The sequence below is a fragment of the Actinomadura rugatobispora genome, assembly GCF_055379765.1.
This window is the reverse complement of record NZ_AP029191.1, coordinates 9426278-9447002: the sequence shown is the minus strand read 5'-3', so window position 1 is coordinate 9447002 and position 20725 is coordinate 9426278. Positions and strand designations below refer to the sequence as shown.

Genomic DNA, 20725 nt, shown 5'->3' with positions numbered 1-20725 from the left:
TCAGCGCGCGTCAGAAACGAAGGAACCCTTCGGATAGCGCCGGTTCGGCGCCGAGAGGACGGGGATGGTGACCGGACCGCGGGTGCGGGAACGGGACCGGCCGGCCGCGGCCGGCGACGAGGTCGCGCGGCTGTGCGCCGACCTGATCCGCTTCGAGACGGTCAACCGCGGCGAGGGCGACGCGGACCCGGAGCGGCCCGCCGCCGAGCACGTCGCCGCGCTGCTGGACGAGGCCGGCGCCGACCCCGTCGTGGTGGAGTCCGCGCCCGGCCGGGCGAACGTGCTGGCCCGGATCCCCGGCACCGACCCGTCCGCCCCCGCGTTCCTGATGCACGGCCACCTGGACGTGGTGCCCGCCGACCCCGCCGAGTGGAGCGTGCACCCGTTCTCCGGCGAGATCGCCGGGGACGGGTGCGTGTGGGGCCGCGGAGCCGTCGACATGAAGGGCACGCTCGCGATGACGCTGGCCGTGGTGCGGCAGCGGCTGCGCGAGGGGCGGCGCACCCGCGGCGACCTCGTCCTGGCGTTCCTGGCCGACGAGGAGTGCACCGGCGACTACGGGTCCCGGTACGTGGCGCGCGAGCACCGCGACTTCTTCACCGGGTGCACCGAGGCCGTCAGCGAGTCCGGGGGGTTCAGCGTCGCCGCGGGCGGCGGCCGGCGGATCTACCCGATCGCGACCGGCGAGCGCGGCACGATGTGGATGAAGCTGACCGCGCGCGGCAAGGCCGGGCACGGCTCCAAGCCCGCGCCCGCCAACGCGGTCGCCGAGATCGCGCACGCGGTGTCCCGGCTCGCCTCCCATGAGTGGCCGGTACGGCTGACCCCGGGCGTCCGCGCCCTGCTGGACGGCCTCGCCGAGGCCCTCGGCACCGCCATCGACCACGACCGCCTGGACGAGGAGGCGCGGCGGCTGGGCGCGCCCGGGCGGCTGTTCGAGGCCACGATCCGCAACTCGGCGAACCCGACCCGCCTGGACGCCGGGTACAAGATCAACGTGGTGCCGGGGACGGCGTACGCCCAGGTCGACGGCCGCTACCTGCCCGGCACCGGCGAGGAGTTCCTGGCCACGGTCGACCGGCTGCTCGGCCCGAAGGTCACCCGCGAGTTCGTCAACTACGAGGAGGCCCCCGCGGCCGATCCCGCCGGGCCCACCTTCGCGGCGCTCGCCGCCGCGCTGCGGGCCGAGGACCCGGGGGCGCACCCCGTCCCGTACGTGATGGGCGGCGGGACCGACGCCAAGTCGTTCAACCGGATCGGCATCAGCAGTTTCGGCTTCGCCCCGCTGCTGCTCGGCCCGGAGCTGGACTACTTCGGGATGTTCCACGGCGTGGACGAGCGGGTCCCGGTCGAGGCCCTCCGGTTCGGCACCCGCGTCCTCGACCGTTTCCTGGACAGCCGCTGAGACGCCCGCCGGCGCCTGCGGGGGCGGGCGCCGGAGGCGGTCACCGACGTTCGGCGGCCGGTTCCGGGACGGCCTCCGCCGGGCCCGGGAGACCGAGCAGGGACAGCAGGTCCTCGACCACCCCGTCCGCACGGGTGCGCGGGGGCGTCCGCAGGAAGTCGGCGATCGGGCGGGCGGCGACCGCGCGGCGCGCGGCGGCGGCCCAGCACGCCGCGCGCCCGGCCATCTCCTCGACGGCGCACGGCGCGGCGCCGGGCCCGGCGGGGACCAGCGCGCGCCAGTAGCCGCCCGCACCGCTGAACCCCTCGACCGCGGCGCGCCCGGCGCTCAGGAACGACCCCAGCAGCGCCGGTGCGCGGGTCGCGGCGGCGATGTCGACCAGCAGCGCCACGCTGTCGGCCACGGCGGCGTCGGCGCCCAGCTCCCAGATCTGCCAACCGTCGCCGAGCGCCCGGTGCCCGGCGACCGCGGGCAGGAACGGGCGCAGCACGTACAGTTCCGGTAACGGCCGATCGTTCCGGCCCACGACGAGATAACCGCCCGCGCCGTCGCGCATCCCTGGAGCCCCTCCTCGCCCTTTGGTAAGGACAGCGCCGGCGGGCGGTGAAACGTCACGCGGCGGGAGGGTGAACGGAAACTTCTGGACGGCGCCGGGGCCGTCACAGCAGGACGGGGGCCAGTTCCCTCCACTGCGGCAGCGGCGGCTCGGCCGGGTCGGCGGTGAGGACCTGCACGCAGACGTGGTCGGCGCCGGCGTCCAGGTGCTCCTGGACGCGCTCGAGGATCGCGCCGGCGTCCCCGTAGGCGACGATGTCGTCCACCAGGCGGTCGCTGGGCCCGCCCGCCAGGTCGGCGTCTCCGTAGCCCAGGCGCCGCATGCTGGCCTCCTGGTGGGGCGCGAGGCCCACGTACCCGGCGACGTGCTCGCGCGCGACCTCGCGGGCGCGGGCGGTGTCGGTGTCCAGGACGACGGCCTGCTCGACGCCGAGGAAGGCGTCCGGCCCCATGATCTCCCTGGCCTGCGCGGTGTGTCGCACGGGCACGAAGTAGGGGTGGGCGCCCCAGGTGCGGCGCCCGGCCAGGTCCAGCATCCTGGGCCCGAGGGCGGCCAGGACGCGGCGCGGCGGCGTCGCGGGCGGCACGGAGTGCACCGGCACCGCGTCCATCCGGTCCAGGTAGTCGGTCATGGACGCCACGGCGCGGCCGACGACGGGCATCGTGTACCCGTCCAGTCGCATGGGGGTGTCGTCGACCCGGTGGCCGCCCAGGCCGAGCAGGTAGCGGCCGGGGAACGCCTCGCCCAGGGTGCGTTCGGCGGTGGCCATGGCGATCGGGTCGCGCACCGCGATGTTGGCGATCCCGGACGCGACGACCACCCGGCTGGTGGCCGTCAGCAGCAGCCAGGCCTGCCCGAAGGTGTCGCGGCCGAAGCTCTCCCCGAACCAGATCGCCCCGTACCCCAGGTCCTCGATCTCGGCGGCGGCGTCGCGGACCCATCCGGCGGGCCGGCCCTCCAGCGCGAACGTCCAGAGCCCGACCCGGCCCAGGGCCCGGCGTGCGTCTTCGGTCATCGGTCACTCCTCACAGCTTTCCGGAGAACCTCTCCGCTTAGTCCCGGGCTACAATACGGAGAACTTCTCCGTTTGGCCAGCCGGAGGCGGGCGCCGAGGATGGGGCGATGACCACAGCGCAGGACGGGCGGGCGCCGCGCGCCGACGCGCGGCGCAACCGGGAGCGGATCGTCGAGGCCGCCCGCGAGACCTTCGCCGCCGAGGGCCCCGGCGCGTCCCTGAACGAGATCGCGCGCCGCGCCGGGATCGGCCCCGGCACGCTCTACCGCCACTTCCCCAACCGGGCGGCGCTGCAGGCCGCCGTCCTCCAGGACCGCATCGAGCGGCTGTGCGCGCGCGCCGCGGAGCTGCGGGAGACCGCGTCGCCGGACGAGGCCCTGGCCCTCTGGCTGCGGGCCTTCCTGGCGCACGCGCGCACCGACCACGGCCTGGCCGGGCAGCTGATGGTGGACGGGCGCGGCGGTCTGGGCATCGACTGCCACCAGATGATCAGGGACGCCGCGGCGAGCGTCCTGGACCGGGCCCGGAGCGCCGGCGCGGCCCGCCCCGACGTCTCCCCCGCGGACATGATCGATCTCGTGGTCGGGGTCGCGCTGGCCGCCGGCGAGCCGGACCCGGCCGACCCGGGGCGGCCGGAGCGGCTGCTCGGACTCGTGCTGGACGCCCTGCGCGGGTAGAGATCAGGCGTGGACTTCGCCAGCGCCGCGCACGAGCTCTACGGGGTCGCCCCGGACGCGTTCATGGAGACGCGCAAGCGCCTCGTCCAGGAGGCCCGTGCGGAGGGCGAGGCCGCGCTGGCCAAGCGGATCGGGACGCTGCGCCGCCCGACGCTGTCCGCGTGGGCGGTCAACCTCCTCGGCCGGTCGGCCGGGGAGGAGCTGGGATGGCTCCTGGACGTCGGTGAGCAGTTGCGCGGGGCGTGGGCGTCGGGCGGGAGCATCGGCGGCCTGGAGCAGCGCCGCGGCGAGCTGGTGCGGCTGCTGGTGCGCAGGGCGCGGGAGCTGGCCGAAGAGGCCGGGCATCCGCTGCGCGAGCCCGCCGTGCGGGAGGTGGAGGACACCCTGCAGGCCGCCACCGTGGACGCGGACGTGGCCGAGGAGGTCCGGCAGGGCCGGCTGGCCCAGCCCCGCAGCCACGCTGGATTCGTCCTCACGGGGTTCCCGCCCCCCAGGGAAGAGGCCGAGCCCGCAGAACCCACCGTGGAGCCGGAGGAGGCACCGGCCCCGAAGAAGCGCAGGGCGGCCAAGGGCGGCGGGGCCGCGGCGGCCCGTGCCGCCGAGAAGCAGGCCGAGACTGTGCGCGCCGAGCGGGAGAAGGCGCACCGGGCGGCCCAGCGCAAGGCCGAGCAGGCCGACCGCGACCTCGCGGCCCGTGAGGCGGAGCTCGGCGAGGCCCACGATGATCTGGAGTCGGCCGACGCGGACGTGGGCAGGCTGCGCCGCGAGCTGGACCGGGCGGTCGCCCGTCAGGAGTCCGCCGCGCGGCGCGTGGACAAGGCCGAACGGCTGCGCGACAAGGCCGCGGAGGCGGCCGGCGACGCGCACCGCCGGGCCGGTGAGGCCGCCCGCGCGTGCTGAGCGTCACGTTCCCGGAACCCCTGTGTTCAGGCCCCGGTGTACGAACCGGAAACATTCATGAAGTACCGTCGGGCCGAACCTGATTCTAAAAATGGAGGGGGCAGCGGTGGCGGTACCGGCCTTGGAGCAACCGGCGGACTGGACCGAGCCGGGGGCCCACCCGGTGGCCCCCGGCGTGCACCGGATCCCCTTGAAACTGCCGATCGACAGCCTGCACTCGGTCAACGTCTACGTGATCGAGGACCCCGACGGGCTGGTCGTGGTCGACTCCGGCTGGCCGCTGCCCGACAGCAGGGCCGCGCTGTCGGCCGGACTGCGCACGCTCGGCCACCGGCTGGAGGACGTGGCCCAGTTCCTGGTCACGCACGCGCACTGGGACCACTACGGGCAGGCGCTGGCGCTGCGCGAGGCGTTCGGGGCCCGGGTGCGGATCGGGCGCGGCGAGAGCCTCTCGATCGAGGCGATGGTCGCGGCCCGCGGCCGGCCGCACCTCAGCCAGGCCCGGCTGCTGCGCGGCTGCGGCGCCCCGGCGCTGGCCGACGAGGTCGAGGCGATGGACGGCGACGGCGGGGAGGGCGTGGTGCTCGACACCGCCCCCGACGCCTGGCTGGACGACGGCGAGCGGGTCGCGCTGGGCCGGCGGGGCCTGGACGTGTTCGCCACGCCCGGCCACACCCGCGGCCACGTCGTGCTGCGCGACGCCGCGGCGGGCCTGCTGTTCGCCGGCGACCACGTGCTGCCGCACATCTCGCCCTCCATCGGGCTGGAGTCCGCGCCCGAGCCCAAGCCGCTGCGCAGCTACCTGGAGTCGCTGCGGGTGGTCCGGGACATGCCCGACACGCTGCTGCTGCCCGCGCACGGCCAGGTCACCGGCAGCGTGCACACGCGGATCGACGAGCTGATCGAGCACCACCGGGAGCGGCTGGACATCGCCGCCGCGCAGGTCCGCTCCGGCCACTCGACCGCGTTCGAGGTGGCACGTGCCATGCCGTGGACCCGGCGGCAGCGCAAGCTGGACGACCTGGACGTCTTCAGCCGCATGCTGGCCGTCCTGGAGATCGACGCCCACCTCGACGTGCTGGTCGACCAGGGGGTCCTGGACTCCCAGGTGAGCGACGGCGGCGTGCGGAGCTACGCGCCCAGGGCCTGAACGGACCGGCCGGGGTCGCGGCCCAGGAAGGCCACCAGCCGGTCGCCCGGGGCGGCGCCGTCCGGCACCGCGACCGGCGGCCGGAACAGGCCCTGGCGGGCGTGCTCCGGCACCAGCAGGGGCGCCAGGCGCAGCAGCCGTTCCGCCAGCGGGGCCGGTATCTCGCACGCGGCCCCGGACGTCCGGGCGACGTCCCAGGCGTGCACGGCCAGCTCGACCGCGCCGGTGCCCGCCACGACCCCGCCCATGACCGGGCAGCCGCCGACCATGACGACGCGGCCGTCCCGGTCGGCGTCCGACCAGGCGGCCGCCAGCCGCCGCGTCCGCTCCCGCAGCCCGGCGACCAGGCCGCCGGGCTCCCCCGCCGCCGGCGTGGCCGTGCCGGGATCGTCCAGGCGTACCGTCCCCAGGGCGACGGCCTCGTGCAGGGTGGCGAGCGAGTCGTCGAGGTGCCGCAGGAGCATCCACAGGTCCCAGCCCGCGCAGGGCGTGGGGCGGCGCAGGTCGTCGCCCGTGAACGCGGGGAGCGCGTCCAGGGTCTCCAGCGCGAATCCCGCGGCGTGCCGCAGCAGCCGCGAGCCATACCGCTGGAGCGCCTCCGCGTCCTCGGCGTTCCCGGCGTTCTCCAATGCCTTCTCCAAAGCCGTCATGGGGGTTCTCCCTTCGCCCGTACCGACCGTGGAAACGGGGCGAAGTCATCGCGCGGCGGCCCTGGAAAGACCTTCAGGACACCTTCCCCGCACGCGCGAGCGCGGCATGTGTGGCGTCTGAGTCAGTCCCGCGGGGGAAATGACTGAAGGCGGCCCCCGTGTCCGGAAGCCGTACGCCGGGGCCCACGACGACGAGGGTGGGAGACCCTGGTGGACGACGCCGCCGTGCTCTTCCTCACGGGCGCCGGGACCGGACTGCTGGCGGGGGGCGGCTCGTGCGCGGCGGTCCAGCTGGGGCTGCTGACCGGGGCGGTGCGGCACGCGCCGCGTCCCGCCGCCCCGGTCGCGGCCTTCCTGGCGGCCAAGCTGGCGGTGCACACGGCGCTCGGCGCGCTGCTGGGGATCGCGGGCGCGGCCGTCCAGCCGGGGCCGGGCGTACGGGCGGCGCTGATGGTGGCCGCCGCGGCCGTGCTGCTGGTCTTCGCGCTGGACCTGATGGGCTTCCCGCCCGCCCGCCGCCTGCTCCGGCGCCTCGGCGGCCCGGACGGCGACCACTGCGCCACCCAGGCGGACCTCGTGGACGGCACGTCCGCGACGCGTCCGCGGTACGGGCGCCTGCGGCGGCCGGCGGCGCTGGGCGCGGCGACGGTGCTGCTGCCCTGCGGCGTGACGCTGTCGGCCGAGCTGCTCGCCGTCACCTCGCGCTCCCCCGTCGCCGGGGCCGCCGTCATGGCGGGCTTCGTGCTCGGCACCGCGCCGCTCTCGGGGCTGCTCGGGGTGGGGCTGGGACGCGGCATGCGGATGCTGCGCGGGCGGCTCACCGCGCTCGTCGGCGTGGGACTGGTCGCGGTCGCGGGCTGGACGCTGATGTCGGGGCTGCGGCTGGGCGGCTGGCTGCCCGGCCCGGGAACGACGGCCACGGCCGCGACCCGCGATGTGACGCGCAACGTCACGACCGACGCGACCGGCGCCCAGGTCATCACGATCGGCGCGGCCGACCGCGGCTACCGGCCCGCGCTGGTCACGGCCCGCTCCGGGGTGCGGACGGTCCTGGTCGTCCGCACGCACGGCAACCGGGGGTGCACGCGCGCGTTCACGATCCCGTCCCGGAACCTGGAGCGGATGCTGCCCGTGACCGGCGACACCCGCATCGACCTGGGCACCCCGCGGCCGGGCCGGCTGCGCTTCACCTGCGCCGCCGGGCACTACCCGGGGGCCGTCACCTTCCGCTAGGCCCGCCGGCGGCGGCGAGGCGCGCGGCGATGCGGTCGACGTCGCCGCGCTCGGCGGGCGGCAGCGGCCTGATCGCGGACGCCTCGGCGAGGAGGCGGGCGGCCGTCCCGGTGTCGCCCTCCAGCGACAGCGCACCGGCCAGCCCCTCGGTCGCCAGCGCCACCGTGCGCGGGTCGGCGGCGTCGCGGGCCAGGGCGAGGCTCTCCTCGTGGCGGGCCCGCGCCGTGGCCGCGTCGCCGCGCAGCTCCGCGACGAAGCCGAGCTCGGCCAGCACGTAGGCGAGGCCGGACCGGTAGCCGTCCGCGCGGTGCGCCTCCTCGGCGGCGCGCAGGTGCTCCTCGGCGGCCTCGAGCCGTCCCTGCCTGCGCGCCGAGGCCCCCAGCCCCACGCGGGCGTGGACGACGCCGTGGTGGAACGACCCTTCGCGCGCCACCCGCAGCGCGCGCTCGTAGTGCGCGTCGGCGGCGGCGTGGTCCCCGGCGAGCGCGGCGAGCCTGCCCAGCTGCGAGATCTCCTCCACCACCACCGGCCACAGCTCCAGCTCCTCGGCGGAGGCCAGACCTTCCCGGTGCAGCCGCCCGGCCCGGCCGTAGTCGCCGTCCACCTCCGCCAGCACGCCCAGCAGCCGCAGGGCCCGCGACCCGCCCCAGCGGTCGCCCGTCTCGCGGAAGAGCGCCAGCGCCTCCTCGCCCTCGCGGCGCGCGGCGGGCAGGTCGCCGAGCCGGAGGGACTCCCAGCCGAGGACGCTGAGCGCCGCGGCCGTGCCCCAGCGGTCGCCGGCCCGCCGGAACTCCTCCAGCGCGGCGTTCACCAGGGCGATGGCGGCGGGGAGGTCGCCGCCGTCGGCGCGGGCGAGGCCGAGCAGCCAGCGCTCGCGGGCGGGCAGTTCGTCCGGCGGCTCCACCGGGTCGGCCGGCATCCGCTCCCACGCCTCCAGGGCCGCGCGCCAGACCAGCGCGCCGGACCGCGCCCCGCTCTCGGCGCCGCCGGCCGGACCGGCGGCGCCGAGGGCCCTGCCGAACGCGCGGTGCGCCTCGCGGTAGCGGCCGCGCAGGAACCAGTACCAGCCGAGCGCCCCGCACATCCGCAGCGCCCTCTGCCCCGCGTCCCGGTCCAGGAGGCGGTCCAGCACGGCGCGCAGGTTCCCCGTCTCGGTGTCGAGCCGCCGCAGCCATTCCCGCTGCGCGGGGCCGCGCAGATGACGGTCGGCCTCCGCCGCCACCCCCGCGAAGTGCCGGGCGTGGCGGTCGGCGCACTCCTCCGCCTCGCCCGCCTCGGCCAGGCGTTCGCGCGCGTACGCAGCGACGCTCTCCAGCATGCCGAAGCGGCGCGTCCCCGAGCCGTCCACGGAAAGCAGGGAGCGGTCGGCCAGGGCGGCCACCGCGCCCGCGACCTCCCCCGCCGCCACGCCCTCTCCCGCGGCGATCGCCTCGGCCGCGGCCAGGTCGAAGCCGCCCGCGCAGACCGACAGGCGGCCCAGGACGGCCCGCTCGCGGTCGTCGAGCAGGTCCCAGCTCCAGTCGAACGCGGCGCGCAGCGTGCGCGCGCCCGAGCCCAGCAGCCGGAACCGGTCGTCCAGCCTGGCCGCCACCTCGCCCAGCCCGAGCGTGCGCACCCGCGCGGCGGCCAGCTCGATCGCCAGCGGCAGCCCGTCCAGGCGCCGGCAGAGCGCGGCGATCTCCTCGGTGTCGCCGTCCCCGGCCTCGGCGGCGAATCCCGAAAAGGCGTCGGCGACCCGCTCGCGGAACAGCCGGACCGCAGCCTCGCGCCCCAGCGGGGGCACCGGCCACAGCCGCTCGCCGGGCACGGCCAGCGGCTCCCGCCCGGTGGCCAGGACGCGCAGCCCCGGCGCGGCCCCCAGCAGCGCCACGACGAGCCTGGAGGCCGGTGCGGCCAGATGCTCCACGGTGTCCAGGATCAGCAGCGTCCGGCGGCCGCGCAGGGCCTCCGACAGCGCGCCCCGCACGCCCAGCGCCGCAGCGATCCGCTCCGCCAGGACGGCGGGGTCGGCGCGCGCCCCGGCCGCGTCGACCCCGGCGAGCTCGACCAGCCAGGCGCCGTCGGCGGCGTCCGCCCGCGAGGCGGCCGCCTCCAGCGCCAGCCGCGTCTTGCCGACCCCGGCGGGCCCGGTCAGGGTGACGAGGCGGTGCGCGCGCAGCAGCTCCCGGACCTCCGAGACCGCCTCCTCCCGCCCGACGAGCGCGGTGAGCGGGACCGGCAGGTTGGTGGCGGGCGGCTCCGGAGGCCCGGCCAGCGCCGGGTCCTGACGCAGCACGGCCTGGTGGAGGGCGGCCAGCTCGGGGCCGGGGTCCACGCCCAGTTCCTCGGCCAGCCGCTCCCTGATCTCGCGGTAGGCCTCCAGCGCCTCGGCCTGCCGCCCGTCCAGGTAGAGGGCGCGGATCCGGACGGCGTGCAGCCGCTCGCGCAGCGGATGGGCGGCCAGCATCGCCGGGAGCTCGTCGGCCAGCGCCCGGTGTTCGCCGCGTTCGACGCGCTGCTCGGCGAGGCCCTCGAACGCGGTGACGCGCTGCTCCTCCAGCCGTTCGGCGGCGGCCCGGGCGAACGGCGTCCCGGCGTACTCCGCGAAGGCGGGCCCCCGCCACAGCGCGAGGGCCTCCTCGTAGCGCGCGCTTGCGAGCAGGTCGGCGAAGACCGCCGCGTCCACCTGGGACGGCTCGGCCCTCAGGCGGTACCCGTGCGGCGCCGTCTCCACCAGGGCGCGCGCCCCCGGCTCGGCACGCTCCAGGGCGCCGCGCAGCTGCGCCACCTTCGACTGGAGCGCCCCGGTGGCCTGCGCGGGCGGCGCCCCCTCCCACACGTCCTCGATCAACGTCCCGGCGGGGACCGTGCGCCCGTGATGGACCAGCAGGTCCGCCAGCAGCGCCCGCACCTTGGCCCCCGGCACGGCGACCTCCTCGCCCGTGTCCGTCCACACGGCCAGCGGCCCCAGCACCCCGAATCGCATGCCGCGATGGTAAGCGGACCGTCAGCCGGTCATCAGCGGGCCCCCGTAGCGTCGCCGACGTACCCGCCGAGAGCCGAACGAAGGAGCGAACGATGTCCCACACGACGCTGCCCCGGACGATCGTCATCTACCCGCGGCCGGACGCCGGCCCCGCCGGCGACCTGGTCGAGTTCGAGGGCGGCGGCCGCCGCGTGACGCTGGTCGGGGTGCCGGATCTGGACGAGGCGGCCCCGGTGGTCGAGCGGCTCGTCGGCGAGGGCGCCGGGCTGGTGGAGCTGTGCGGCGGCTTCGGCCCGGTCGGCGCCGCCCGGGTGATCGCCGCGGTCGGCGACCGGGCCCCGGTCGGGGCGATCGGCTACGACTCCGAGTCGCTGGCCGCGATCTCCCGCTTCCACCTGGCCTTCCTCGCCGGCGAGCTCCAGTCGGAGCTGTTCCTGCTGCTGGTCCCGGGCGCCGATCCCGAACGGGACCGGATCGTCCGGGAGCACGGCGGCGGCGCCCGGTTCACGGCGGTGGCGGTGCCCGACATCGCCGCCGCGGAACGGGTCGCGGCGCAGGAGAAGGTGGGCCTGATCGAGCTGTTCGGCGGGTTCGGCGCCGACGCCGCGGCCCGGGTGCACGCCGCGGCCGGCGGCGCCCCGGTGGGCACGATCGCCTTCGGGATCGAGTCGATGGACGCGGCCGCCGCGTTCCGCGCCGCCTGACGCCCGGACCGGCGGCTCAGCCCCTGCGCGCGGCCCCCGGATCGCCCCGGCCCGCCGGATCGGTCCGGGGGCGCCGCCGCGCCGCCGCGGAGGCGGCCGGGATCAGGCAGATCGACGGCTGCGTCACCGCCAGCAGCGCGCGGGCGGCCTGCCGGAGCCGTTCCCGGTCCAGCGGGGAGGCGACCAGCTCCGCCGCGACGGGGTAGCTGGTCCGCGTGCCGACGACGGACGCCGACGGGAAGGCCAGCAGCCGCTCGGGACCGCCCGGCTCGTCGCGGCACAGGTAGACGTCGACGTCCAGCGCGGTCTCCCGGATCAGGGATCCGCCGTCGCGTCCCTGCTCGGCGATGGTGCCGTCGGGGGCACCGCGCACCAGCGGGAACCCCGTCTCGTACGCGCCGCCGGGACGGGGCTCCAGCACCCAGCGCGCGAACGCGGCCAGGTGGGCGGCGCCGTCGACCAGCGGGACGCGCCCGCCGGGCAGGCTCTCGAACCACCAGCCGTCGCCGTCCCAGCCGAGCGCGAGGTGCCGCGCAAGGCCGTCCTCCGCCCAGGCGTACCGGAACACCGGCTCGGCGGCGCCGTCCGCGTCGCCCCCGCCGGTCCTCGTGTCAGCGCGCATACCGCTCCCCGTGCGGATCCGACTCCCCATGGGGACTCTGACGAACCGGACCCGCCACACGTTCCTCCGAACACATGAGCTTCCCTGACGAAAAAAATTGTCGGCATGTCACCACCGGCACGTACCGCCGCGATAATCTGGCGGTTCCCGAGCGCCGGAGGTCGCGGTGTCGCACGAGTCCACGGAGATCACATCGGAGGCCGAGCTGCGGGAGCTGCTCGGCGCGCCCATGCCCAGGGCGGTCGCCAAGGAGCGGGTGCGCCTGCACGCCTGGGACCGCGAATGGCTGGCCCGCTCGCCGTTCTGCCTGATCGCCACCAGCGACGCCGCGGGCGACTGCGACGTCTCGCCCAAGGGCGACCCGCCCGGGTTCACGCTGGTGCTGGACGAGCACACGATCGCGATCCCCGAGCGTCCCGGCAACCGGCGCGCCGACGGGTTCCGCAACATCCTGTCCAACCCGCACGTCGGGCTGATCCACCTGATCCCCGGGCGGAGCGAGACGCTGCGGATCAACGGGCGGGCGCGGCTGGTCCGGGAGGCGCCGTTCTTCGACCGGATGGTGGTCAAGGGGCACCGGCCGGTCCTGGCGCTGGTGGTCGAGATCGAGCAGATCTTCTTCCACTGCGCCAAGGCGTTCATGCGCTCGGAGCTGTGGCGGCCCGGCAGCTGGGAGCCGGACGCGCTGCCCTCGCACGCGCGCATCGTCAAGGACGTCCAGCGCGTGGAGGAGACGGTGGAGCAGTTGGAGACCTACTACGGCGACCAGTACGCCGCCAAGCTCTACGCGGGCTGACGGGCTGACGGCCGGACTCCCGTCCGGCCGTCATCCGGTCTCCCTCGCGGCGGAACCGGTGTCAGCCGCTCTTGCGGCGGAACTGGCGCTGGTGGTCGGCGCGGTCGTGGGCGCCGCGGACCTTGGAGCCCCTGCCACCGCCGCCCGCGCCCTTGGCCGCGGACGCGCCGCGCTTGCGCTCCAGCGCCTCCCGGAACCTGCGCTTCACCTCGTCCTCGGCGCCTTCCCGATCGCCGCCCGCCGGCTCTCCATCCGAGTCGCTCATGGGGACCTCCGCTCTCCTTGGGACACTCCTAGCGTCGCATGCCCGGTGGGAAGCCGCACGTCCGGTGGCCGCGGGACGGGTGTGATCTCTGTGGGATTGCACCAATCCGCGATCATGTCCGGGTCCGCTCTTCTAAAGTGCTGAAGGATGGACGCCCCCACCCCCGACGAGCACCCCCCGCTGGAATCGATCAGCGCCGAGCCCCTCCTCACCGCCGACTACCAGACCCGCCCGGCGGTGTTCTACGAGAGCCTGCGGGCCCGCTACGGCCCGGTCGTCCCCGTCGACGTCCTCGGTGTGCCGATCTGGCTCGTCCTGGGCTACGCGCAGGTGCTGGACGTGATGCGCGACCCGCGGGGCGTCTGGAGCAAGCGGGTCGAGTCCTGGCGGGCCCACGCCGAGGGCCGCGTCCCGGCCGACTGGCCGATGCTGCCCATCTACACCGCCGACAGCTCGGCGCAGCGCGACGGCGCGGAGCTGACCCGGCTGCGCAACGCGTGGAGCGTCGGCCTGCGCCCGTTCCAGGACCGCACCCGGCCGCAGGCCAAGGAGCTCGAACGGGCCGTCTCCCGGTACGCCGACGACCTCATCACCCTGATCGGCGAGGGCGGGCTTACCGGGCAGGCCGATCTGGCCACGCAGTACGCCCGGCCGCTGCCCCTGTTGATCATCAACCGGCTGCTGGGGTTCGAGGGCAGGCAGGGCGACGAGCTCGTCCAGGACCTGTGGCGGGCGCTGGACGCGGGGCCGGAGGCCGGCGCTGCGACGGCGCGGATCGCCGCCGCGGCGGCCGAGATCTGCGCGGCGCGGGCGCTCCAGCCGACCGACGACCTGGCCTCGCACATGCTGGCCGCGGCGCCCGACCTGACCCCGGAGGAGATCGCCCACGAGCTGCCGCTGGTGCTCGGGCTGCTCGGCGACCACACCGGCACCCTGATCTGCACGACGGCGGTCAAGGTGATCGGCGGGGACGTGCGGATGCGGGAGAGCCTGTCGGCCGGGATGCTCCCCGAGGTGGTCAACCGGGCGGTGATCGCCGACCCGCCGCTGGCCAACACCACCCTGCGCTGGCCGAAGACGGAGGTGCGGATGGGACGGTACCGGATCGCGGCCGGCGACCCGGTCATGCTCTCGCTCGCCGGCGCGCACACCGACCCGGCCTTCGCCGACGGCATCGACCCCGACGCCATCTACAGCTCCCGGGCGCATCTGGCCTGGGGTTCGGGGGCGCACGCCTGCCTGGGCCGGGAGCTGGCCACCACCGTCACGACCCTGGCCGTCGGGAAGCTGTTCGAGCGGTTCTCGGCGCTGCGGCTGGCGGTCCCCGAGGAGCAGCTGGGCTGGCACGCCTCACCGCTGTCGCGGTCGCTGCGCTCGCTGCCGGTGCTGTACGAGCTGCCCCCGGACGCCGCCGGGCGGCGTCCGGTCGGCCCGCCGCCCGAGCAGATCGAGGCGGAGCCGGAGGCGGGGCGGCAGGGCCCGACCGCCTCGGAGCCGTCGCTGGCACGCCGCGTGCTCCGCGCCTTCCGCAGATCCTGAGGGCCCGGCCGGGCCCGGAGGGTCAGCCCCCGGAGGTGTAGTGGCGGCGCAGACCCGCCAGCGTACGGGCGACCTCGTCGTCGTCGGGGAGGCCGTGGTCCTCGAAGAACCCGAGGAAGTCGGCACGCCGCGGGTCCCCGCCCGCCCCGACGAACGCGACCGTCTCCCCGACCCCCGCGGCGAACAGCAGCTCGCGGGGCAGCCCGAGCATGGTGTCGAAGCTGGTGGTCTTGGCGTCCCACAGCGGCCACACGTCCCGGGCCCGGCGGTGCTCGGCCACCAGCAGCGCGGCCATGCCGATGCCGTGGCCGAACCCCCAGGAGTGACGGTGCCAGAGCGCCTCCTGCTCCAGCAGGTAGAGCGGGAGGCCCGGATCGTGCCGGGCGGGCGGGCCGTCCTCGCCCAGCAGCGCCTCCAGGACGGCGCGCCGGTCGGCCGCGGCCGCGTCGTAGGGCAGCCCCTGGTCGTCGGTGCCGCCGTCGAAGGCCAGCAGCTCCCGGTGTTCGGGGTCGGCCCGCCACCAGTCCGGATCCGGGACCATCCCGCTCCTCGTCCTCAGGGTGTAGACGTCACGCGATCAGGCATTCTGCCCGATCGTGACGTGCGCGACCACCGGGTAGTGGTCGGAGGGGTAGAGGCCGCCCTGCTGGTAGGGGTCGATCTCGGTCCAGCGGGTCCGCACGGCGCCCCGCGACAGGATCCAGTCGATGCGGTCGCCGTCCGGCACCGGGGCCTTCCAGCCGCCGAAGGTGTTGTAGGCGGGGCCGCGCTTCTCCGCGGTCTTCCAGGTGTCGGCGAAGGCGTCGGCGCCGGTGAGGATCCGGTACGGCTCGGTCTTCTCCGCGGCGGCGTTGAAGTCGCCGGTCAGCACCACCGGGACCCCGGCCTCGAAGCCGCGCACCCGCTCCAGGATCAGCCCGGCGCTCTTCACGCGGGCGTTCTCCGACTGGTGGTCGAAGTGGGTGTTGACGTGGTAGAAGACCGTGCCGGTGCGGCGGTCGCGGAACTTGGCCCAGGTGACCATCCGGGTGATGGTGTTGCCCCAGGTCTTCGATCCGATCACGTGCGGGGTGTCGGACAGCCAGAAGTGGTCGAAGTCCAGCACCTCGAAGCGGTCCTTGCGATAGAAGATCGCCGAGAACTCGTCCCGGGTGCCGCCCTGGCGTCCCATTCCGACCCAGTCGTGCTCGGGCAGCGCGCCGTCCAGGTCGCGCATCTGCTGCCACAGGGCCTCCTGGACGCCCAGCAGGTCGGGGTGGTGCTTGCGCAGGACGTTCTTCATCAGGGGCAGGCGGGACGGCCAGTCCTTGGGCGGGGCGTCGGCGTTCAACCGGATGTTGTAGGACATCACGCGCAGCTTGGCGTCGCCGGCGAAGGCCGCGGGGGCGGCGACCACTCCGGCGACCACTCCGGCCACCAGGACCGCCAGCGCGATGAGCAGGTGAGGGAACCGGCGGAGCGCGCCGGACCGACCCGGGAGGGGCATGTCGATCCCTTCTCAAGATCTTCGATGACCGCCTCACGGTGACGGGCGCACATGGCGTCCCGGCGGCGTCCGGCCGAACGGCCCCGATCGGCTGCGCGACGCGCCGTGAACCGTTCCGGCTCGCGATCACGGCCCCGTTTATCCCGCGACGCTCGGGAACGACCCAGCGGGGAAGGGGGAGTGAACATGCAGCAGGACAAGAGCGACAAGCACGGCGCCCGGCTCGACGAGGAGATGGAGCACGAGACCGAGGGCATGGTCCGCGGCGGCCACTCCACGCGGGCCGAGGAGTTCAGGGAGGCCGAGCCCACCTCGGACGAGCCCGCCTGGGATCCGGCGACCGTCCCGGGCGGGCGGCGGGAGGGCTCGCCACCGGGGATGAGCCCGCAGGACGTGGAGGAGCGCAGCGCGCTGGCCCGGATCCTCACGGGCGTGCGCTACCCGGCCCGGCCGAACGAGCTGGTCGAGCACGTCTCCGGGGCCGACACACCGGAGACGGCCATCTCCGCGCTGGAGAGCCTGCCGGACCGGCCGTACGAGAACCTCGCCGACGTGGCCGACGAGCTCGGCTACGGACGGGAGGAGCGCCGCTTCTAACGGCCCGCGGCGCCGCCGCCGGGCTCGACGCGCTCAAGCGCGCCCGTCAGGCCCGCCGCTCGTGCTGCGGGAAATCGGTGGGCGCCCCGCACCAGCGGGTCAGCGCCTCCCGGATGGCGGCGGCCCGCCGGTCGGGCACGGTCTCGTCGGTCGCCCAGGCGATGTACCCGTCCGGCCTGACCAGCACGGTCGTACGGGTCGCCCCGCCCGCGACGACGCAGCGCACGCGATCGGCCCACCGTTTGGTCGCCAGATAGGTGACCGCCGGGTCGTTCGCCGCCACGACCAGGACGAACCGGCCGTCCCGCAGCGCCTCGTACAGCCTCCGGCGCGGGCCGGCCAGCCGCACGTCGGGGGCGCGGCGGCCGGCGAGCCGGTGCGCGCCGGGCGGCGCGGGGTAGGAGACGTCGATGCCGGAGATCGCCCCGGCCAGCCTCCGCTCCACCGGGCCGATCCGGGTCGCGACGCGGGCGACCGCCGTGCGGACGGCGCGCAGCAGCCGCGACTCCAGCAGCGCGCCGCGCAGCAGGGCGCCGCTGCCGCGCAGCACCGCGCGGCCGACCGGGTAGCGCTCGTCGTCGTAGCCGTCCAGCAGCCCGGGCGGCGCCCATCCGTGCAGGTCGGCGACCAGCCGCCAGCTGAGGTCGGCGGCGTCCTGCAGCCCGGTGTTCATGCCCTGGCCGCCCGCCGGGGAGTGCACGTGGGCGGCGTCGCCGGCCAGGAAGACCCGCCCGGCGCGGTACCGGGGGACCTGCCGCTCGTCGCTGTGGAAGCGGGAGGTCCAGCGCGGGTCGTGCATGCCGTGGTCGGTGCCGAGGGCACGCCGGGTGACCTCGCGGATCTCCTCCATGCTGACCGGCTCGGAGTCGGCGACCTGGTGCCGCCGGTTCCAGGCGATCACCCGGTACCAGCCGTCGCCGAACGGCGCCAGGAACGCGAAGGCGTCGCCGACCGCGTTCGCGGTCAGCACCTCGCGCGGCGCGTCGTTCAGCCGCACGTCGGCCAGCATCACCGAGCGCACCACCGAGCGTCCCGGGAACGGGAGCCCCAGCTCGCGGCGGACGGTGCTGGCCGCCCCGTCGGCGCCGACCAGGTAGCGCGCGGTCAGCACGTGCTCGGAGCCGTCGGCCCTCCGGACCCGGGCCCGGACGCCGTCGTCGTCCTGCTCCAGTCCGGTCAGGTCGGTGCCCCAGGCGATCCGCGCCCCGGCGTCCAGGGCCCGTTCCTCCAGCACCCGTTCGGTCTCGTACTGGGGCGTGATCAGCACGAAGGGGAAGCGGCCCGGCAGCCGGTCCATCCGCACCCGGGCCGTGCCCGGGAGCCGCAGCGTGGTGATCCGTTCGCCGGTGCGCAGCAGCTCGTCCGCCACGCCGCGCGCGTCCAGCTGTTCCAGGGTGCGGGCGTGCACCGCGAAGGCCCGGGTGAGGTTCAGCTCGCCGGTGCGTCGCTCCAGCACCGTGCAGCGCACGCCGGAGGCGGCGAGGTCCCCGGCGAGCAGCAGTCCTGTGGGGCCGGCGCCGACGACGAGCACGTCGGCGGGCGCCATGTCGCTCTCGCTCTTGTCGGCCATGGTCGGGACCCTTCCCACCGTGCCGCGTTTCGCACCTGCGCGCCCGTCCCGTCAGGGCGTCCTGGACGGGACACGGCGCTCACCCCCGGGCCCGGCCCTCCCCGGCCGGCCGCTCCCTGTCCCTCAGCCGAAACTTCTGGATCTTGCCGGTGGAGGTCTTCGGCAGCTCCGCCACGAACTCGATGACGTCGGGGACCTTGAAGCGGGCCAGCCGGTCCCGGACGTGCCCGGCCAGCTCCTCCATCTCCACCGCGGCGCCGTCCCGCAGCACCACGAACGCCTTGGGCCGCTCGCCCCACCGCTCGTCCGGCACCGCCACGACCGCCGCCTCCGCGACGGCCGGGTGGGAGTCCAGCGCGCTCTCCACCTCGACCGTGGAGATGTTCTCCCCGCCGGAGATGATGATGTCCTTGGCCCGGTCGCGCAGCTCCACGTACCCGTCGGGATGACGGACGCCCAGGTCGCCGGAGTGGAACCAGCCGCCCCGGAAGGCGTGCGCGGTGGCCTCGGGATCGTCGTGGTAGCCGGCCATGACGTTGTTGCCGCGCATCACGATCTCGCCGAGCGTCGCGCCGTCGGCGGGCACGTCGTCCATGTCCTCGCCGACCACCCGCAGCCCGTCGGTCTGCAGCATGCCCACGCCCTGCCGGGAAAGCAGCCGGGCCCGCTCCCCCGCGTCCAGGCGGGGCCAGTCCGGCTGCGGCTCGCACACCGAGTACGGCCCGTAGGTCTCGGTCAGCCCGTACACGTGGACCAGCCGCGCCCCCAGCTCCTCCATCCGCCCGATGATCGTGGGGCTGGGCGGGGCCGCGGCGGTGGTGATGACGAGCGGCAGCGGCAGCGGGTGGGCGCGCGGCGAGTCGGCGATCATGCGGAGCACGGTCGGGGCGCCGTTGAGGTGGGTGACGCCCTCCTCGTCGATCAGCCGCCAGATCCTGCCGGCGTCCACCGCCCGCAGGCACACCTGGGTGCCGCCGATCGCCGCCAGGGCCCATCCCGTGCACCAGCCGTTGCAGTGGAACATCGGCAGCGTCCACAGGTAGACGCTGTCCGGGGTGTGCCGGGAGTGCACGATCTCGCCGAGCGCGTTGAGGTACGCCCCGCGGTGGGTGTAGACGACGCCCTTCGGCTTGCCGGTGGTGCCGGAGGTGTAGTTGATGGAGATCGGGGCGTTCTCGTCGGCCACGGTCCAGGGCAGCGGGTCGTCGGAGCCGCTCTCGAGCAGGTCCTGGTAGGAGAGGCCGCCCACCGCGGGGTCGGGCGACGCGCCGGACTCGGGGTCGGTCACGGTGACGATGTGCTCGACCGTGGCCAGCCCCCCGGCGGCGGACGGCGCCGCGGCGGGATGCAGGGCCGCTTCCACCACCAGCACCTTCGCCCTGGAGTGGTCGCAGATGTAGCGGACCTCCTCGGGCGCGAGCCGGGTGTTGATCGCGACCAGCACGGCCCCGGCCAGCGGCACGGCGAACTGCGCGACCAGCGACTCGGGGACGTTGGGCGCCAGGTAGGCCACCCGGTCGCCGGGGCCGACGCCGAGGGAGCGCAGCGCGTGCGCGAGCCGGACGGCGTGCGCGGCGAACTCGGCGTAGGTGCTGCGCCGCTCGCCGTAGACGACGGCGGTCTTGCCGGGGAACACCTGCGCCGACCGTTCGAGGAACGAGAGCGGGGTCAGCGGGGTGTAGGCGGGGCCAGTGTCCACGATGACCTCCAGAACCGTCGCGGTGGGGAAGCGGGCTGGGCTGCCGCGCCCTCACATCCTCCCCACGGACGGCCGTTCGCAACGCCGCGGCCCGCCGGACGGTCACCAAAGTCAGACCTCGGCGGGCGGAGGTCGGCCGGCGGAGGGCGGCGGCCCGGCCAGCCCGTTCAGCAGCAGCCGGGTCAGCGTCCCGACGATCTCGCCGTCGTCCGCGTCCGGGCCGTCCTCGCCCGCGGTGAGGACCGCGTACCCGAACATCGAGATCATCGCGCCCATCGCGGCGGCGACCAGCGCCGGATCGCCGGGCAGCGGGTGCCCGCGCTCGCGCGAGTACTCCAGGTGGTCGCGGAAGTCGGCGGTCTCCCGCACCAGGGTCCGCCACGTCCCGCCCGCCCCCGGGTCGTCGGCCATGAGGGCCTGCATCCGCGCGACCACCACGGGGAGGTGGTCGCGGTAGACGTTCCAGGCCACCTCGAGATGCTCCCGGAGCTGGTCGCGGTCGGTGAGGTCGTGCTCGCGCGGGTGCGCGGGGCCGCGCTCCCGGTCGCGCGCGCCGATCTCCTCGTCGGCCTGGGCGCCCATGTCGGCCATGAGGGCCTGGAGCAGCTCCTCCTTGCCCGCGAAGTGGTCGTAGAAGGAGCCGGTGGCGCGGCCCGCCTCGGCCGTGATGTCGGTGATCTTGGTGTTGAGATAGCCGCGCTCCATGAACAGCCGCCGCGCCGCCGCCTTCAGCGCCTCGCGCGTCTCGGCCGCCCGCGCCTTCCGGACCCCCGCCTTGGGGGCCGCCGCCCTCTCGGCTCCCGTCTTCCGTTGGGCCACCCGTCCTCCGCCCTCGCTTGACGCCTCCTGGTCGCGACATCATACTGAACCGAAATTCGCCGAATAGAGATTCGGTG

20 protein-coding genes are annotated in these 20725 nt (G+C 75.7%); 9 read left to right on the top strand and 11 right to left on the bottom strand.

Annotated elements, in window-relative coordinates; all coding sequences use genetic code 11:
- Positions 1-64: 64 nt before the first annotated feature.
- The gene (locus tag ACZ466_RS42535; protein ID WP_378282385.1) at positions 65-1405 is read left to right on the top strand and encodes a M20/M25/M40 family metallo-hydrolase; all 1341 of its coding nucleotides are present in this window, start codon (positions 65-67) and stop codon (positions 1403-1405) included.
- Between the two features lie 40 nt (positions 1406-1445).
- Here the strand turns inward: ACZ466_RS42535 and ACZ466_RS42530 are convergent, their stop codons facing one another.
- Positions 1446-1961, bottom strand: coding sequence for a hypothetical protein (locus tag ACZ466_RS42530; RefSeq protein WP_464041902.1), 516 nt, complete (start codon positions 1959-1961; stop codon positions 1446-1448).
- A gap of 103 nt (positions 1962-2064) precedes the next feature.
- Positions 2065-2976 (bottom strand): TIGR03620 family F420-dependent LLM class oxidoreductase, encoded by a 912-nt coding sequence (locus ACZ466_RS42525; RefSeq protein ID WP_378282387.1) that lies wholly within the window; start codon positions 2974-2976, stop codon positions 2065-2067.
- Between the two features lie 107 nt (positions 2977-3083).
- Here ACZ466_RS42525 and ACZ466_RS42520 point away from each other — a divergent pair, with 107 nt between their 5' ends.
- The 3 genes from ACZ466_RS42520 to ACZ466_RS42510 all read left to right on the top strand — a co-directional run bounded on the left by ACZ466_RS42520 (position 3084) and on the right by ACZ466_RS42510 (position 5703).
- Positions 3084-3653 (top strand): TetR/AcrR family transcriptional regulator, encoded by a 570-nt coding sequence (locus tag ACZ466_RS42520; RefSeq protein WP_378282388.1) that lies wholly within the window; start codon positions 3084-3086, stop codon positions 3651-3653.
- A gap of 9 nt (positions 3654-3662) precedes the next feature.
- The gene (locus ACZ466_RS42515) at positions 3663-4553 is read left to right on the top strand and encodes a hypothetical protein (RefSeq protein ID WP_378282389.1); all 891 of its coding nucleotides are present in this window, start codon (positions 3663-3665) and stop codon (positions 4551-4553) included.
- A gap of 106 nt (positions 4554-4659) precedes the next feature.
- Complete coding sequence (locus ACZ466_RS42510) at positions 4660-5703, top strand: MBL fold metallo-hydrolase (protein ID WP_378282390.1); 1044 nt, start codon at positions 4660-4662, stop codon at positions 5701-5703.
- On the opposite strand, the gene ACZ466_RS42505 is transcribed toward ACZ466_RS42510, so the two are convergent.
- Positions 5685-6353 carry a TIGR03086 family metal-binding protein gene (locus ACZ466_RS42505; protein WP_378282391.1) on the bottom strand — a complete coding sequence of 223 codons (669 nt, stop codon included), beginning with the start codon at positions 6351-6353 and terminating at the stop codon, positions 5685-5687. The genes ACZ466_RS42510 and ACZ466_RS42505 overlap by 19 nt on opposite strands.
- Before the next feature lie 210 nt (positions 6354-6563).
- Here ACZ466_RS42505 and ACZ466_RS42500 point away from each other — a divergent pair, with 210 nt between their 5' ends.
- A complete protein-coding gene (locus ACZ466_RS42500; protein WP_378282392.1) occupies positions 6564-7586 on the top strand; it encodes an urease accessory protein UreH domain-containing protein in 1023 nt (340 codons plus the stop codon).
- Here ACZ466_RS42500 and ACZ466_RS42495 read toward each other — a convergent pair.
- Positions 7573-10551, bottom strand: a complete 2979-nt coding sequence (locus ACZ466_RS42495) for a BTAD domain-containing putative transcriptional regulator (RefSeq protein ID WP_378282393.1) — start codon at positions 10549-10551, stop codon at positions 7573-7575. The two genes, ACZ466_RS42500 and ACZ466_RS42495, sit on opposite strands and share 14 nt — an antisense overlap.
- A gap of 92 nt (positions 10552-10643) precedes the next feature.
- Here ACZ466_RS42495 and ACZ466_RS42490 point away from each other — a divergent pair, with 92 nt between their 5' ends.
- Positions 10644-11255 carry a DUF6506 family protein gene (locus ACZ466_RS42490; protein WP_378282394.1) on the top strand — a complete coding sequence of 204 codons (612 nt, stop codon included), beginning with the start codon at positions 10644-10646 and terminating at the stop codon, positions 11253-11255.
- 16 nt (positions 11256-11271) lie between these two features.
- Here ACZ466_RS42490 and ACZ466_RS42485 read toward each other — a convergent pair whose 3' ends face one another.
- The gene (locus tag ACZ466_RS42485; protein WP_378282395.1) at positions 11272-11877 is read right to left on the bottom strand and encodes a hypothetical protein; all 606 of its coding nucleotides are present in this window, start codon (positions 11875-11877) and stop codon (positions 11272-11274) included.
- Between the two features lie 166 nt (positions 11878-12043).
- Between ACZ466_RS42485 and ACZ466_RS42480 the strand changes: the two genes are divergently transcribed.
- Positions 12044-12673 carry a pyridoxamine 5'-phosphate oxidase family protein gene (locus tag ACZ466_RS42480; protein WP_378282396.1) on the top strand — a complete coding sequence of 210 codons (630 nt, stop codon included), beginning with the start codon at positions 12044-12046 and terminating at the stop codon, positions 12671-12673.
- 61 nt (positions 12674-12734) lie between these two features.
- On the opposite strand, the gene ACZ466_RS42475 is transcribed toward ACZ466_RS42480, so the two are convergent.
- A complete protein-coding gene (locus tag ACZ466_RS42475; RefSeq protein ID WP_378282397.1) occupies positions 12735-12938 on the bottom strand; it encodes a DUF5302 domain-containing protein in 204 nt (67 codons plus the stop codon).
- Between the two features lie 147 nt (positions 12939-13085).
- On the opposite strand from ACZ466_RS42475, the gene ACZ466_RS42470 reads away from it, so the two are divergent.
- The gene (locus ACZ466_RS42470) at positions 13086-14477 is read left to right on the top strand and encodes a cytochrome P450 family protein (protein WP_378282398.1); all 1392 of its coding nucleotides are present in this window, start codon (positions 13086-13088) and stop codon (positions 14475-14477) included.
- Positions 14478-14499: 22 nt separating this feature from the next.
- On the opposite strand, the gene ACZ466_RS42465 is transcribed toward ACZ466_RS42470, so the two are convergent.
- Together ACZ466_RS42465 and ACZ466_RS42460 are read right to left on the bottom strand one after the other, a co-directional pair.
- Entirely contained in the window at positions 14500-15018 is a 519-nt protein-coding gene (locus ACZ466_RS42465; RefSeq protein ID WP_378282399.1) for a hypothetical protein, read from the bottom strand.
- A gap of 36 nt (positions 15019-15054) precedes the next feature.
- Complete coding sequence (locus ACZ466_RS42460) at positions 15055-15963, bottom strand: endonuclease/exonuclease/phosphatase family protein (RefSeq protein WP_378282400.1); 909 nt, start codon at positions 15961-15963, stop codon at positions 15055-15057.
- Positions 15964-16149: 186 nt separating this feature from the next.
- Here ACZ466_RS42460 and ACZ466_RS42455 point away from each other — a divergent pair, with 186 nt between their 5' ends.
- Positions 16150-16560 (top strand): DUF2795 domain-containing protein, encoded by a 411-nt coding sequence (locus ACZ466_RS42455; protein WP_378282401.1) that lies wholly within the window; start codon positions 16150-16152, stop codon positions 16558-16560.
- Between the two features lie 46 nt (positions 16561-16606).
- Here ACZ466_RS42455 and ACZ466_RS42450 read toward each other — a convergent pair whose 3' ends face one another.
- The 3 genes from ACZ466_RS42450 to ACZ466_RS42440 all read right to left on the bottom strand — a co-directional run bounded on the left by ACZ466_RS42450 (position 16607) and on the right by ACZ466_RS42440 (position 20648).
- Positions 16607-18130 (bottom strand): FAD-dependent monooxygenase, encoded by a 1524-nt coding sequence (locus tag ACZ466_RS42450; protein WP_378282402.1) that lies wholly within the window; start codon positions 18128-18130, stop codon positions 16607-16609.
- A 79-nt stretch (positions 18131-18209) separates the two neighbouring features.
- On the bottom strand, positions 18210-19829 hold the full coding sequence (locus ACZ466_RS42445) for a long-chain-fatty-acid--CoA ligase (RefSeq protein ID WP_378282403.1): 1620 nt from the start codon (positions 19827-19829) through the stop codon (positions 18210-18212).
- Between the two features lie 111 nt (positions 19830-19940).
- A complete protein-coding gene (locus ACZ466_RS42440; protein WP_378282404.1) occupies positions 19941-20648 on the bottom strand; it encodes a TetR/AcrR family transcriptional regulator in 708 nt (235 codons plus the stop codon).
- Positions 20649-20725 lie beyond the last annotated feature (77 nt).

Excerpts from the sequence above, each read along its gene's own strand:
- ACZ466_RS42535 (WP_378282385.1), top strand. The coding sequence starts at position 65 with ATGGTGACCGGACCGCGGGTGCGGGAACGGGACCGGCCGGCCGCGGCC.
- ACZ466_RS42530 (WP_464041902.1), bottom strand. The coding sequence starts at position 1,961 with ATGCGCGACGGCGCGGGCGGTTATCTCGTCGTGGGCCGGAACGATCGG.
- ACZ466_RS42525 (WP_378282387.1), bottom strand. The coding sequence starts at position 2,976 with ATGACCGAAGACGCACGCCGGGCCCTGGGCCGGGTCGGGCTCTGGACG.
- ACZ466_RS42520 (WP_378282388.1), top strand. The coding sequence starts at position 3,084 with ATGACCACAGCGCAGGACGGGCGGGCGCCGCGCGCCGACGCGCGGCGC.
- ACZ466_RS42505 (WP_378282391.1), bottom strand. The coding sequence starts at position 6,353 with ATGACGGCTTTGGAGAAGGCATTGGAGAACGCCGGGAACGCCGAGGAC.
- ACZ466_RS42495 (WP_378282393.1), bottom strand. The coding sequence starts at position 10,551 with ATGCGATTCGGGGTGCTGGGGCCGCTGGCCGTGTGGACGGACACGGGC.
- ACZ466_RS42490 (WP_378282394.1), top strand. The coding sequence starts at position 10,644 with ATGTCCCACACGACGCTGCCCCGGACGATCGTCATCTACCCGCGGCCG.
- ACZ466_RS42485 (WP_378282395.1), bottom strand. The coding sequence starts at position 11,877 with ATGCGCGCTGACACGAGGACCGGCGGGGGCGACGCGGACGGCGCCGCC.
- ACZ466_RS42475 (WP_378282397.1), bottom strand. The coding sequence starts at position 12,938 with ATGAGCGACTCGGATGGAGAGCCGGCGGGCGGCGATCGGGAAGGCGCC.
- ACZ466_RS42470 (WP_378282398.1), top strand. The coding sequence starts at position 13,086 with ATGGACGCCCCCACCCCCGACGAGCACCCCCCGCTGGAATCGATCAGC.
- ACZ466_RS42465 (WP_378282399.1), bottom strand. The coding sequence starts at position 15,018 with ATGGTCCCGGATCCGGACTGGTGGCGGGCCGACCCCGAACACCGGGAG.
- ACZ466_RS42460 (WP_378282400.1), bottom strand. The coding sequence starts at position 15,963 with ATGCCCCTCCCGGGTCGGTCCGGCGCGCTCCGCCGGTTCCCTCACCTG.
- ACZ466_RS42455 (WP_378282401.1), top strand. The coding sequence starts at position 16,150 with ATGCAGCAGGACAAGAGCGACAAGCACGGCGCCCGGCTCGACGAGGAG.
- ACZ466_RS42450 (WP_378282402.1), bottom strand. The coding sequence starts at position 18,130 with ATGGCCGACAAGAGCGAGAGCGACATGGCGCCCGCCGACGTGCTCGTC.